Source organism: Actinomadura sp. RB99 (genome assembly GCF_014706005.1).
Classification (GTDB): Bacteria; Actinomycetota; Actinomycetes; order Streptosporangiales; family Streptosporangiaceae; genus Spirillospora.
The window spans coordinates 56072-68992 of record NZ_JABMCA010000054.1 but is presented as its reverse complement, the minus strand read 5'-3'; the positions used below and the strand labels follow the sequence as shown (position 1 = coordinate 68992).

Here is a 12921-nt window from a genome sequence, read left to right as displayed (position 1 = left end):
CGCGGCCGGCCAGCGCCCGCGCGGCGCGGCGCACGAGCTCGGCCCCGTCGCCGCCCGCCTCCGCGACCTCCTGCAGCGCGGTCAGCAGCGCGTCCACCAGCGGCGCCGTCACCGCGTCGGGCGCCGCGCACACCAGCGACAGCTCGCCCTCCTGCGCGACGAGACCGTCGCCGGGCAGCGGCCGCGCGAACGCCCGCGCCCCGCCGGTCACAGCAGCCGTCCGCCGCGCAGCCTCCACCGCACGGAGAGCACCCGCATGGGCCCGTTGAGGAACAGCCACTGGCCGAGCCACACGACCACGAACATCGTCACGAACATCGACGCCGACACATGGTCTCCGACGCCGGGAACGAGCCCGGTGTTCAGCAGCAGCCACATCACGGCGCCCTCCGGGACCATGGTGACCAGCCCGAACAGCGTCGGCCAGTCCTTGTCCCAGCGGAACTGCATCAGCAGGTGGTACAGCAGCTCCCACACCAGGCCCACCGCCATCACGGCGAGGAGCATCAGGAACGCCGTCCGGTACGCCATGCCGAGCGAGCCCGGCCTGCCCGGCAGCACCGGGACGACCAGCGCGGTCAGCAGCGCGCCGACCGTGGCCAGCACGAAGATGCGCGTCTGCAGGCGTCCGGCGAGGGTGGGGATCACGGTGGGAGCTCCTGCGTGGGGGAGGGCGTGGAAGGGCGGGGCCGGGGGAGGGGAGCGGGACGGGCGGCGGGTCAGAGGGGACGGCCCCTCATCCACCTGATCCACTGGCCGGTCGACCGCACCGGGCCGAGCCGCGAGCAGAACCCGCGCCGGGCCAGGTCCTCGGCGATGTCCAGCGCCGCGGTCTGCATGCCGAGGAAGCTGTCCACGGCGGGGAAGTGGTTGCCCGCGGCGGCGGCGCCGGAGGCGTACAGCACCCCGCCCTCGCTCTCGGCGCCGAGCACCTCGAAGTGCTCGCCGACCGCGAGACGGCCCGCGCCGTTGCGCCGCGCGCCGCCGTACTGCAGCAGGTCGGCCAGCACCCGGTGCTCGGGCATGTCGGCCTCCAGCCCGGTGCAGTCGATGATGAAGTCGGAGGTGTAGCGGCCGAGGCGCCCGTCGTCGCTGCGGGTGAGCGACACCAGCCGCCCGTCCGGGGTCGGCTCGACCCGGTCCACCACGGCCTGGAACGGGTGGTACCAGCCGCCGGCGCGGCCCTGCCGCATCTGCTCCTGCCAGCGGCGCAGCCGCGGCGTGGTCGTCCCGCCGACGGCCTTGGACAACTCGGCCCGCCGCTCCGGCCCGGCGCGCCGGAACTGCGCCTTCAGCTGCCCCCCGAACGCCGACTTCGGCAGCGTGAACGCCTGGTACGCCCAGCCGTCGCCGCCCTTGCGCCGCATCCACGGCCCCGAGCCGTGCGCGCCGGTGACGAACGTGCGGAACATGTGGACGATCTGCGTCTGCAGCCCGTACCGCTCCCGGTCGTCCATCAGCCGCTGCAGCACGCGGGACGCGACGATCCCGGCGCCGCGCACCACGACCACGCCCGGACGCGATTTCAGCGTCTCGTACACGTGCTCGTGCGGCTCGTAGGCGTTGACGACGCGGTGATAGTCGTTGTGGGTCTCGCGGAACTGCTGCAGGTCGGGCAGGAACTTCAGGCCGGGGTAGCCGACCGCCAGGTGCACGTACTGCGACCGCATCACGACCCGCTTGGTCGCGGACGTGCCCGGCGGCGGCGTCAGGACGGTGAAGTAGCCGCCGCCCGCGCGGCGCCGCACCATCCGCACCTGCCCCTTGGAGAGCATCTGCCAGTAGGAGATCCGCTCGGCCTCGCGGCGGACGGTCTCGAACACCGTGGCGGCGCGGGGGCTGAAGAAGTCGCTGAGGATCGGCTCGGTCAGCACCTGCCACAGCAGCTTGATCGACTTGTCCCGCCACGCCTCGTGCAGCGCGTAGGACGGGAAGCCCCAGATGTTGTCGGGCCGGGCGCCGGCGTCGGAGCGGATCCGCTCGCCCGCCGGAAGCTGCGACACCCGGGTCAGGTACTCCCATGACTCCCAGGGTGCATCCCGGCTGGACAGCACCCGGATGGCGCCCGCCGCGACCCCCTGGATCCGCAGGACGTCCACCAGCGTGAACGAGCCGAGCCCGCCGCCGACCGTGACCAGCGGCACGTCGTACAGCGGGATGCCCGCGGACTGGACCTGCCGGTCGTGCCAGACCGGCGATCGGAGCAGCTCGGGCGTGAGATCACCAGCTGGTCGGGCACCCTGCAACGACGTCCCCCGCGACAAGATCACATGAATCGGCCGACACCTTATCCCAAAGCGGGCGCCCGGCAGGCGCGATCGCGGAGGCCGGAAGCGGCGCCGCCGCGTCGGGCGCGCCGCTGCGCCTTCGGATTGAATCGCGCGACCCGGGTATGCGCTCCTGCATGTCTGTATCGGCGGAGCGACTGCGTCAGGTGGGCAAGCTGGGAGCGGATAGGCACGCGAGGCGGGACGGGAACGGGGAGGGCCCCGGCGGCGAGGGGGAGTGGAGGACCGCGGCGCTGCGCCGCGACCTGGCCGACCGGGTGGACGGCGAGGTCCGCTTCGATCCCGGATCGCGGGCCGCCTACGCGCACGACTCCTCGAACTACCAGCAGCCGCCGATCGGCGTGGTGGTGCCCCGCACCGTCGAGGCCGGCGCCGAGGCGGTCGCCGTCTGCGCCGAGCACGACGTCCCGGTGCTGTCGCGTGGTGGCGGGACGAGCCTGGCCGGGCAGTGCTGCAACACCGCCGTCGTCATCGACTGGTCGAAGTACTGCCGGAACCTGATCTCCGTCGACCCGAAGCGGCGGACCGCGATCGTCGAGCCCGGCGCGTGCCTGGACGACCTCAACGAGGCGCTGTCGGAGCACGGGCTGATGGTCGGGCCGAAGCCGTCCACCCACGACACCTGCACGATCGGCGGGATGATCGGCAACAACTCGTGCGGCGCGTCGGCGCAGGCGTACGGGAAGATGGTCGACTCGGTGGTCCGGCTGGAGGTGCTGACCTACGACGGCGTGCGGATGTGGGTCGGGCCGACCTCCGACGAGGAGTACGAGCGGATCCAGGCCGAGGGCGGCCGCCGCGCCGAGATCTACCGGGCGCTGCGCGCGCTCCGCGACGACGGCATGGAGCTGATCCGCACCCGCTACCCCGACATCCCGCGCCGCGTGTCCGGCTACAACCTCGACTCGCTGCTGCCCGAGAAGGGCTTCGACGTCGGGCGCGCCCTGGTCGGGTCGGAGTCGACGCTGGTCACCGTGCTGCGCGCGGAGATCCGCCTGGTGCCGGTCCCGCCGTACCAGTCGCTGGCGGTGCTCGGCTACGACGACATCTTCGCGGCCGGCGACGCCGTGAAGCGCGTCCTGCCCGCCGAGCCGCTCGCGCTCGAGGGAATGGACGACACGCTCCTCGACCTCGCCAGGCAGGACAAGCTCGCCGGGCCAGCCGTCCTGAAGGACATGCCCGAGGGCGCCGGCTGGCTCATGGTCCGGTTCGGCGGCGACACCAAGGACGAGGCCGACCGGCGCGCCCACGACCTCATCGAGCGGCTGGAGAACGAGCCGGACCCGCCGCACTGCACCTTCGTGCACGACCCCTCGCTCGAGGAGCGGCTCTGGAAGGTCCGCGAGGCCGGGCTCGGCGCCACCGCCTACCCGCCCGGGCAGCCCGACACCCACGAGGGCTGGGAGGACTCGGCCGTCCCGCCCGAACGGCTCGGCGACTACCTGCGCGACTTCCAGAGGCTCATCGACGAGTTCGGCTACGGCCCCGTCGCGCTCTACGGCCACTTCGGGCAGGGCTGCGTGCACACCCGCATCCCGTTCGACCTGGAGGACGAGAAGGGCACCGGCAACTACCGCAGGTTCATCGAGCGCGCCGCCCGCCTCGTCGTCGACTACGGCGGGTCGCTGTCCGGCGAGCACGGCGACGGCCAGTCCCGCGGCGAGCTGCTGCCGCTGATGTTCGGCGACGAGGTCGTCCGGCTGTTCGGGATGCTCAAGGCGATCTTCGACCCGCGCGGGAAGATGAACCCGGGCAAGGTCGTCCACCCCTACCGCCTCGACGACAACCTCGACCACCTCGGCTACGACCCGGCCGAGCCGGAGACCCATTTCTCCTTCCCCGACGACAAGCACCGCTTCACCCATGCGGCGGCCCGCTGCGTCGGCATCGGCAAGTGCCGCGCCTCCTCGGGCGGCGTCATGTGCCCGAGCTACCGGGCGACGGGGGAGGAGGAGCACTCGACCCGCGGCCGCGCCCGCATCCTGATGGAGATGATGCGCGGCATGCCGCAGGACGGCACGCCCGACCCGGCGGTGCCCGGGCCCGGCGGCGCCGCCGTCATCACCGACGGGTGGCGGTCCGAGGACGTCCGCGACGCCCTGGACCTGTGCCTGGCCTGCAAGGGCTGCCGCAGCGACTGCCCGGTCAACGTCGACATGGCGACCTACAAGGCCGAGTTCCTGTCCCATCACTACGCCCGGCGGATCCGCCCGGCCGCGCACTACACGATGGGCTGGCTGCCGCTGTGGGCGAAGATGGCCTCGGTGGCGCCCGGCGCGGCCAACACCGCCTTGAACGTCCCCGGTCTGGACCGGGTGGTCAAGCGGCTCGGCGGCATCGCCCCGGAGCGGCGGATGCCGCGCTTCGCCTCCGAGCGGTTCACCGACTGGTTCAAGCGCCGTCCGGCGCGCACCGGCGGCCGCCGGGTCGTGCTGTGGCCCGACACGTTCACCAACAACTTCCACCCGCACATCGCCAAGGCCGCCGTCCGCGTGCTGGAGGCGTCCGGGTACCAGGTGGAGGTGCCGCCGGTCCCGATGTGCTGCGGCCTGACCTGGATCTCCACCGGCCAGCTCGGCGTCGCGGCGCGCGTGCTGCGCCGCACCGCCGGCGCGCTGGCGCCGCGGCTGCGCGAGGGGATCCCCGTCGTCGGCCTGGAGCCGAGCTGCACCGCCGTCTTCCGCGCCGACGCGCCCGAGCTGATGGAGGGCGACCGCGTCGAGGACGACGTGAAGCGGCTGCGGGACCAGACCCGCACCCTCGCCGAGCTCCTCGACGAGCACCAGGAGGAGTCCGGCGGCCCCTCGCCCGGCGCGTCCCACGACGTGCTCGCCGGGCTGGACCGGCCGAAGGTCCGCGCGATCGCCCAGCCGCACTGCCACCAGCACGCCGTCATGGGGTTCGGCACCGACGAGCGCGTCCTCGCCCGCGCCGGCGTGCAGGTCGACACGCTCGACGTCGGCTGCTGCGGCCTCGCCGGGAACTTCGGCTTCGAGGACGGCCACTACGAGGTCTCCACCAAGATCGCCGAGCAGGGCGTGTGGCCCGCCGTCAAGGACGCCGGGCCCGGCACCACCGTGCTGGCCGACGGGTTCTCCTGCCGGACCCAGATCGAGGCGGGCACCGCCGCCCGGCCCCGCCACCTCGCCGAACTGCTCGCCGACCTGCTCCCGGACGGCGCCGGCCGGGACTGAGGACCCGCCGCCCCCGCCCTCCGCGCGCCGGGCGGGGGCGGCGCTGGCGGCGCCGGGCACCGGAGCGGTAGAAAGTCGTCATGACCGTGGAAGCGGACGGGGGCGCCGACGAGGTCACCTCGGCGCTGCTGACCGCGTCGCGGCTGCTCGTGGCGATCTCCGCGCGGTCCCTCGCCGCCGTCGAGGACGCCGTCACGCCGCCGCAGTTCCGCCTGCTGGTCGTGCTGTCGGCGCAGGGGCCGGCGAAGCTGGTCACGCTCGCCGGTCTGCTGGAGGTCAACCCCTCCACCGCGCTGCGGATGGTCGACCGGCTGGCCGCCGCCGGCCTGGTCGACCGGCGGGCCAGCCCCGCGAGCGGCCGGGAGGTGCGCATCCAGCTCACCGCCGCGGGCCGCGCCATCGTCGGCGACGTCACCGCCCGGCGCCGCGCCGACATCGCCGCGGTCGTCTCCCGGATGCCGCCCGAGCAGCGCCGCGCGCTGGTCGCCGCGCTGCGCGCCTTCAACGACGCGGGCGGCGAGCCGCCCGTCAGGAACCTGGCCCGCCTCGGCTGGACCTGACCGACCGCCCGGGCGGCCCGCCCGCCGCTCAGCCGCGCGGCACGACCAGCGCCCACGACTTGACGGAGCCGTGCCCCTGCCAGGGCAGATGGTCGGCGATGTGCCCGAACGACGGGCCCGCCTCGCCGTTCAGCAGCGTCACCTCCGTGACCGGCCCGGACGGCAGCCGCGCGCAGAACGTGAAGACCCAGACCGGGCGGTCCGGCAGCGCGTACCCGGTGAACAGCTCCTCGATCACCACCCGCGTCGGCGGGCGGTCCGCCATCGCCGACCGGTCGGCGTCGGTCAGGCCGCCGAAGTCGCGCGTCGCGACCGGCCCGTAGAACACCTCCGCCTTGCGGTCGCCGCCCTCCAGCGGCTCCGCGGTGGCGTGCGCGGCGAGGTCGCTACCGGGCAGCAGGGCGGCGGCGAACACCGGGAACACCGTGTGCGTCCAGCCGTCGAGCGCGTCGGCGGCCGGATGCCGGTCGGTGCCCGGCACGCCCACCGCCTGGTCCCAGGCGAACATCCCGCCGAAGCTCGGATGCGACACCCCGATCGGCAGCTGGACGAGCCCGTTGTCCTGCGGCTGCGGCGCGGCGATCGCGATCCGCACGCCCGTCCCCGCCACGTCGACCTCCGCGCCGTCCGCCGCCGCGGGCAGCCCGTGCCCCTCCGCCAGCAGCCGCGCGAGCAGGCCCGCGATGTCCTCCGCCCCCATGTCCATGATGATCACCGTAGCGGGGCGGAGACGGAGGTACCCGCCGTTTCCCCGAACCGCGCCGGCGGCCGCGCCGTCGTCGGGAGAGCGGTCGTCGGGGGACGGCCGTCAGGAGGTCAGGGCGACGAGCTCCTCCAGGGTCGCGCCGAGCGGCGCGTCCAGCGTCACCAGCGCGTGCGGGTCGCCGCGCGTCGCGCCCCGGTTGACGATCGCCACGGGGACGGAGTGCCGCGCCGCGTGCCGGACGAACCGGTACCCCGACAGCACCGTCAGCGACGACCCGAGCACCAGCAGCGTCCCGGCGGACTCGGTCAGCGCGTAGCAGTCGCGGACCCGCGCGGGCGGCACGTTCTCGCCGAAGAAGATCACGTCGGGCTTCAGCAGCCCGCCGCAGCGCAAGCAGTCCACCGTCCGGAAGGACGCGACGTCGGCGTCCGACAGCACCGCGTCGCCGTCCGGGTTGATCATGTCGGGGCGGGCGTCCCAGCCGGGGTTCGCGGCGCGCAGCCGCTCCTCCAGCCGCGTGCGCGGGGTGCGCTCGCCGCAGCCCAGGCACACCACCCGGTCGAGGCCGCCGTGCAGCTCGACGACGCCGTCCGCGCCCGCCGCCTGGTGCAGCCCGTCGACGTTCTGGGTGATGATCCCCGCCAGCAGGCCGCGCCGCTGCAGCTCGGCGACCGCGCGGTGGCCCGCGTTCGGGCGGGCGCCGGCGATGTGCCGCCAGCCGAGATGGCTGCGCGCCCAGTACCGGCGCCGCGCCTCCGCGTCCCCGGTGAAGCGCTGGTAGGTCATCGGCTCAGCGCGCCGCCGCCGGCCGGTCTCGCCCCGATAGTCCGGAATGCCCGACTCGGTGGAGAGTCCGGCGCCGCTGAGCACCACCACGTCGCCGTCGGCGACCAGGTCCGCGAGCACCGCCAGTCCGGGGGCCGTTTCCGACCGATCTTCTACAACCTGCGTCACCTCTCCATGGTGCACGACGGGGCGGTTGACCGTCCGTCCTGACAGACGGTGACCGTCCGCCCGTGGTGAACGGAGCCGATCTTGACCGCGTTGACTGACTCTTTCCATGCGCTGACCGGGATATGTGCAGGTCAGGTGCGCGTATGACGGAGTTCGAGCAACTTTCCACCAGGTGATGACCGAAGTCGGTCATGAGTGCTACGTTCCCCTGCGTGACCTCGAGCAAGCGACGCGCGCAGATCGTGTCCTCGCTGCGCACGAAGGGGGCGGCGTCCGTCAAGGAGCTGGCCGAGAGCCTTCAGGTGAGCGAGTCGACGATCCGCCGGGACCTGGACCTGCTGGACCGCAACGGTGAGCTCGTCCGCACCTACGGCGGTGCGGCGCTGACCCCGCGGGCGGCGGTGCCGGAGGTCTCCTTCGCGGTGTCGGCCGAGCATGACAGCGCCGAAAAGGAGGCGGTGGCGGCGCGGGCCGCCGCCCTGGTCGAGGACGACATGGTCGTCGTGCTCGACATCGGCACCAGCACCCGGCTGATCGCCCGGCACCTGCGCGGCCGCCCGGTCACCGTGATCACCGCGAACCTGGCCGTGCTGGACGAGCTGCGCGACGACGAGGCCGTGCGGCTGTGCCTGCTCGGCGGCGTGGTCCGGCGCAACTACCTGACGCTGGTCGGGTCGCTGACCGAGACCGCGCTCCGCCAGGTCCGCGCCGACCTCGTGTTCCTCAGCTGCACCGGGGTGCGGCCGAACGGGCTCGTGGTCGACGACATGGAGGTCGAGACCCCGATCAAGCAGGCGATGATCGAGTCCGCGGACCGGGTCGTGCTCGTCGCCTCCGAGGCCAAGTTCCCCGGCACCGGCTCGCTGCGCGTGTGCTCCCTCGCGCAGGTCGACGCGCTCGTCACCACGGCCGGGGCCGATCCCAAGACTCTCGAGCTCTGCCGGCAGGCGGGCGGGAAGGTGTTCATCGCATGAAGCTGGCCATTCTCGGCGGCGGCGGGTTCCGGGTGCCCTACGTGTACCAGGCCCTGCTGCGCGACCACGGCTCCCCGCGCATCGAGGAGGTCTGGCTGCAGGACTCCGACGCCGGGCGCCTCGACGGCATGGCGGCGGTGCTGGCCGCGCTCGCGGACGAGGACGCGGGCGGGGCCGGCGCGGCGCCGAAGGTGTTCACCTCCACCGAGCTGGACAAGGCGCTCGAAGGCGCCGACTTCGTCTTCGCCGCGATCCGCGTCGGCGGGCTCGCCGGGCGGGTCTGCGACGAGCGCGTGGCGCTCGACCTGGACGTGCTCGGGCAGGAGACCACCGGCCCCGGCGGCCTGGCCTACGGGCTGCGCACCATCCCGGTGATGCTCGACATCGCGCGCCGGGTGAAGGCGCTCGCACCGGACGCCTGCGTCATCAACTTCACCAACCCCGCGGGCATGATCACCGAGGCGATGCAGTCGGTGCTCGGCGACCGGGTCCTCGGGATCTGCGACACCCCGTCGGGGCTCGGCACCCGGGTCGCCGCGGCGCTCGGCCTCGACCCGTCCCGCGTGCAGCTCGACTACGTCGGCCTCAACCACCTCGGCTGGATGCGCCGCATCCTGCACGACGGCGTGGACGTGCTGCCGCGGCTGCTCGCCGACGACGACCTGCTCGGCTCGCTGGAGGAGGGCGTGGTGTTCGGCCGCGACTGGCTCCGCGACCTCGGGGTGATCCCGAACGAGTACCTGTACTACTACTACTTCAACCGCGAGGCGGTCCGCGCCACCCTCGACGCCCCCCAGACGCGCGGCGAGTTCCTCGCCAAGCAGCAGGCGGCGTTCTACGAGCGGATCGCCGCGGCGTCCGGCGGCGCGGCGATGGAGCTGTGGCGGGAGACGGTCGCGTCGCGCAGCGCGAGCTACATGGCGGAGATGAAGGGCGCCGACACCGGGACCGAGTTGGCGGGGCACGCCGGCGTCGACCCGGTCGACGAGGGCTACGCCGGCGTCGCGCTGAGCGTGATGGCCGCGATCAGCCGCAACGAGCCCGCCACGATGATCCTGAACGTCCGCAACGGGACGACGGTGCGCGCCCTGCCCGAGGACGCCGTGGTGGAGGTGCCGGTGCTGGTGGACGCGGGCGGCGTGCACCCGCTGACGCTCGCGCAGCCCGACCTGCACCAGGCCGGCCTGATGCAGCAGGTGAAGGCCGTCGAGCGGCTGACGATCAGCGCCGCGCGGACCGGCTCGCGCGCCGAGGCCGCCAAGGCGTTCGGGCTGCACCCGCTGGTCGACTCGGTGTCGGTGGGGCGGCGGCTGCTGGACGGCTACGCCGCCCGCATCCCGGAGGTCGCGGCCGTGTTCGCGGGCGGGACGTGACGGGCCGCAGGCCGGCCGCGGCACCGCCGCCCGACCCGGCCCGTACCCCACCCTGTTTTGTCCTGACAACCGGTCATCCTGGTCCCATCTCTGACGGCCCTCGTGAGGAGGCGCAATGACAGCAGGAACCCTGCGCGGGGCCCCGGCCGCCGGCGAGCGCGGCGCGGCCGCCGCCCCGTCCGGCGGCGAGACCGGGGCCCCCGGCCGCCCGCCCGAGCCCTCGCTGGCCGACCCGTGCGCCGAGCGCGGCGCGGTGACCGAGCGGCTGCTGGCGGAGCGCGCGGACGGCGCCGAGGGGCCGGCGCCCGACCTGGACGTGTTCCTGTCCGGCCAGGTCTTCATGGACATGATCTTCACCGGGCTGCCCGGCCTGCCGCCGCCCGGCACCGAGCTGTTCACCGACGGGCTCGGCTCGGCGCCCGGCGGCATCGCCAACATCGCGGTGGCGATGAGCCGGCTCGGGCTGCGCGTCGGGCTCGCCGCCCCGTTCGGCGACGACCTGTTCGGCGCCTACCTGTGGCGGACCCTCGCCGAGCAGGAGGGCGTGGACCTCGGCCACTCCCGCCGCGTCCCCACCTGGCCCACGCCGGTCACGGTGTCGCTGGCCTACGACTCCGACCGCAGCATGGTCACCTACGCCAAGCCCGTCCCGGACATCGGCTCCGCCGACGGCCCCTACGAGGAGGTGCTCGGGTCGGCGCCGCCGTCGGCGCGGGCCTGCTTCATCGACATCGAGCGGCCGGTGCCCGCGTGGGCGCGGGACATGCGCGCCGCCGGCACCACGGTCTTCGCCGACCTGGGCTGGGACGCCACCGAGACCTGGTCCAGCGAGGTGCTGGACCGGCTGGAGCACGTCGACGTGTTCCTGCCCAACGCGGTCGAGGCGATGGCCTACACCCGCACCGCCTCGCCCGAGGCCGCCGCCCGCGCCCTGTCGGAGCGCGTCCCGGTGGTCGTGGTCAAGCGCGGCGGCGCCGGCGCGATCGCGATCGACTCGCGCAGCGGCGAGGTCGCCGAGACCGACGCGCTGCCGGTCCGGGCGCTGGACGCCACCGGAGCGGGCGACGTGTTCGGCGCCGGGTTCCTGTTCGGCACCCTCGCCGGGCTCCCCCTGGACGAGCGGCTGAAGTTCGCCAACCTGTGCGCGGGCCTGTCGGTCCGGCACCGCAGCGGCTCGCTCGGCGCCCCCTGCTGGGGGGAGATCGCCGCGTTCGGCGAGTCCGGCGAGGTCCCCGAGGAGGTGCTGGAACCGTACGCGTTCGTCGTCGACTACATTCCCGACTCGGCGACCGACACCGTCGTGCGCGCCGAGCCGACGCTCCGCGACGACCTGCAGCACTCGTCCTGACGGATCGTCCCAGCCCCCCGCCCCACCCCAGGACCCGTGCCGGCCCGGCCCCCGAGCCGGCACGGGACAGCAGCACAGAAAGGAGCCGCAGGAATGCCGACGCTCATGAGACGGAGCACGGTCGCCGCGGCGGCGGCCCTGGTGACCGCGCTCGCCGCCGCCTGCGCGCCGGGCTCGTCGGACGACAAGCCGGCGAGCAAGGCGCCCGCGGCGGTCAGCACCGACGTCGCCAAGGCCGGCAACGTGACCCTCACCGTCTGGGACCAGGAGGTCCAGGGCGGCCTGAAGGAGCAGATCGAGAAGCTCAACGCCCAGTTCGAGGCCAAGTACCCGAACGTGAAGATCAAGCGGGTCTCGCGCTCCTTCAGCGACCTGCAGAAGACGCTGCGGCTCGCGCTGTCGGGCAGCACCCCGCCCGACGTCGTCGAGGCCAACCAGGGCTACGCGGCCATGGCCCAGTACGTCAAGGACGGCATGCTGCTGCCGCTCGGCGCCTACGACCAGGCGTACGGGTGGTCCAAGCGGTACCCGAAGGGCCTGCTGGACCTGAACAGCGTCACCAAGGACGGCAAGCTCATCGGGTCGGGCGACCTGTACGGCGTCTCGCTGAACGGCGAGATCGTCGGGCTCTACTACAACAAGGAGAAGCTCGCCAAGCTCGGCATCCAGCCGCCGAAGACCTGGGACGAGTTCGAGCAGGCGCTCGCCACCGCCAAGGGCAAGGGCGAGGTGCCGATCGCGTTCGGCAACCTGGAGAAGCTGCCCGCGATGCAGCTGTACGGCATCCTGCAGGACGCCGCGACCGGCAAGGAGGCCGTCCGCAAGCTGGTGTTCGGCACCGGCGGCTCCTGGACGGACGCCTCGAACGTGCAGGCCGCGCAGAAGCTCGCGGACTGGGCGAAGAAGGGCTACCTCACCAAGGACTCCAACTCGGTGAAGTGGGACGACACCCCGGTGAACTTCGCCAAGGGCGAGGGCGTGTTCATGTTCGGCGGCACCTGGTGGGCGCCGGACCTGAACGACCGGATGAAGGACAAGGTCGGCTTCGCGCTGCCGCCCGCGCCGCAGGCGGGCGCGCCCGTGGCGACCATGGGCGGCGAGAGCCTGCCGTGGTCGATCACCTCCAAGTCCAAGCACGCCGACGTCGCCGCCGCCTACATCAACTTCATCACCTCGCCGGAGGCGATGAACGTGGCGGTGCAGGCCGGCAGCCTTCCCGTGCTGCCCGCCACCACGCAGCCGGACAAGCCGCTGATGAAGGAGGTGTCGACGGCCTGGGCCGAGCTCAGCAAGAACGACGGCACCACCCCCTACATCGACTACACGACCCCGACGTTCACCGACGCGTTCGGTGGTCCGCTGCAGGGCGTCGTCGCCGGCAAGAAGTCCGCGCAGGAGGCCATGAAGGCGGCCCAGGACGACTACACCGCCTTCCAGAAGAAGAAGTAGTGACGACCGGCCCGGCGTGACCGCCGGACCCGCCGCCGCCCGGCACCCCCGGCGCGGCGGCGGGGCACCGGCCGC

Annotated in this window: 10 protein-coding genes and 1 pseudogene; 6 read left to right on the top strand and 5 right to left on the bottom strand. The window is 73.6% G+C overall.

Annotated features, from left to right (window positions below):
• The 3 genes and pseudogenes from amrb99_RS35315 to amrb99_RS35305 all read right to left on the bottom strand — a co-directional run.
• Positions 1–211, bottom strand: a pseudogene (locus amrb99_RS35315) (hypothetical protein); the annotation flags it as partial.
• Positions 208–648 (bottom strand): hypothetical protein, encoded by a 441-nt coding sequence (locus amrb99_RS35310; RefSeq protein ID WP_190864500.1) that lies wholly within the window; start codon positions 646–648, stop codon positions 208–210. The gene amrb99_RS35310 and the pseudogene amrb99_RS35315, both read right to left, overlap by 4 nt.
• Positions 649–719: 71 nt before the next feature.
• The gene (locus amrb99_RS35305; protein WP_347256986.1) at positions 720–2270 is read right to left on the bottom strand and encodes a hypothetical protein; all 1551 of its coding nucleotides are present in this window, start codon (positions 2268–2270) and stop codon (positions 720–722) included.
• 164 nt (positions 2271–2434) lie between these two features.
• Between amrb99_RS35305 and amrb99_RS35300 the strand changes: the two genes are divergently transcribed.
• Together amrb99_RS35300 and amrb99_RS35295 are read left to right on the top strand one after the other, a co-directional pair.
• Positions 2435–5482: an FAD-linked oxidase C-terminal domain-containing protein gene (locus tag amrb99_RS35300; RefSeq protein ID WP_347256985.1), complete on the top strand. Its 3048-nt coding sequence runs from the start codon at positions 2435–2437 to the stop codon at positions 5480–5482.
• A gap of 80 nt (positions 5483–5562) precedes the next feature.
• Positions 5563–6042 (top strand): MarR family transcriptional regulator, encoded by a 480-nt coding sequence (locus amrb99_RS35295; protein WP_190864496.1) that lies wholly within the window; start codon positions 5563–5565, stop codon positions 6040–6042.
• A gap of 28 nt (positions 6043–6070) precedes the next feature.
• Here amrb99_RS35295 and amrb99_RS35290 read toward each other — a convergent pair whose 3' ends face one another.
• Both amrb99_RS35290 and amrb99_RS35285 read right to left on the bottom strand, forming a co-directional pair.
• Positions 6071–6748 (bottom strand): DUF6348 family protein, encoded by a 678-nt coding sequence (locus amrb99_RS35290; RefSeq protein ID WP_190864494.1) that lies wholly within the window; start codon positions 6746–6748, stop codon positions 6071–6073.
• A gap of 102 nt (positions 6749–6850) precedes the next feature.
• A complete protein-coding gene (locus tag amrb99_RS35285; RefSeq protein WP_347256984.1) occupies positions 6851–7702 on the bottom strand; it encodes an NAD-dependent protein deacetylase in 852 nt (283 codons plus the stop codon).
• A gap of 212 nt (positions 7703–7914) precedes the next feature.
• On the opposite strand from amrb99_RS35285, the gene amrb99_RS35280 reads away from it, so the two are divergent.
• The 4 genes from amrb99_RS35280 to amrb99_RS35265 all read left to right on the top strand — a co-directional run bounded on the left by amrb99_RS35280 (position 7915) and on the right by amrb99_RS35265 (position 12846).
• Positions 7915–8676 (top strand): DeoR family transcriptional regulator, encoded by a 762-nt coding sequence (locus tag amrb99_RS35280; protein WP_190864490.1) that lies wholly within the window; start codon positions 7915–7917, stop codon positions 8674–8676.
• Positions 8673–10049, top strand: coding sequence for a 6-phospho-beta-glucosidase (locus amrb99_RS35275; protein ID WP_190864488.1), 1377 nt, complete (start codon positions 8673–8675; stop codon positions 10047–10049). The genes amrb99_RS35280 and amrb99_RS35275 overlap by 4 nt, the downstream gene beginning before the upstream one ends.
• A 115-nt stretch (positions 10050–10164) precedes the next feature.
• Entirely contained in the window at positions 10165–11397 is a 1233-nt protein-coding gene (locus amrb99_RS35270) for a carbohydrate kinase family protein (protein ID WP_190864486.1), read from the top strand.
• Positions 11398–11490: 93 nt separating this feature from the next.
• A complete protein-coding gene (locus amrb99_RS35265) occupies positions 11491–12846 on the top strand; it encodes an extracellular solute-binding protein (RefSeq protein WP_190864484.1) in 1356 nt (451 codons plus the stop codon).
• Positions 12847–12921 lie beyond the last annotated feature (75 nt).

Excerpts from the sequence above, each read along its gene's own strand:
- amrb99_RS35295 (WP_190864496.1), top strand. The coding sequence starts at position 5,563 with ATGACCGTGGAAGCGGACGGGGGCGCCGACGAGGTCACCTCGGCGCTG.
- amrb99_RS35275 (WP_190864488.1), top strand. The coding sequence starts at position 8,673 with ATGAAGCTGGCCATTCTCGGCGGCGGCGGGTTCCGGGTGCCCTACGTG.
- amrb99_RS35265 (WP_190864484.1), top strand. The coding sequence starts at position 11,491 with ATGCCGACGCTCATGAGACGGAGCACGGTCGCCGCGGCGGCGGCCCTG.
- amrb99_RS35290 (WP_190864494.1), bottom strand. The coding sequence starts at position 6,748 with ATGGACATGGGGGCGGAGGACATCGCGGGCCTGCTCGCGCGGCTGCTG.
- amrb99_RS35270 (WP_190864486.1), top strand. The coding sequence starts at position 10,165 with ATGACAGCAGGAACCCTGCGCGGGGCCCCGGCCGCCGGCGAGCGCGGC.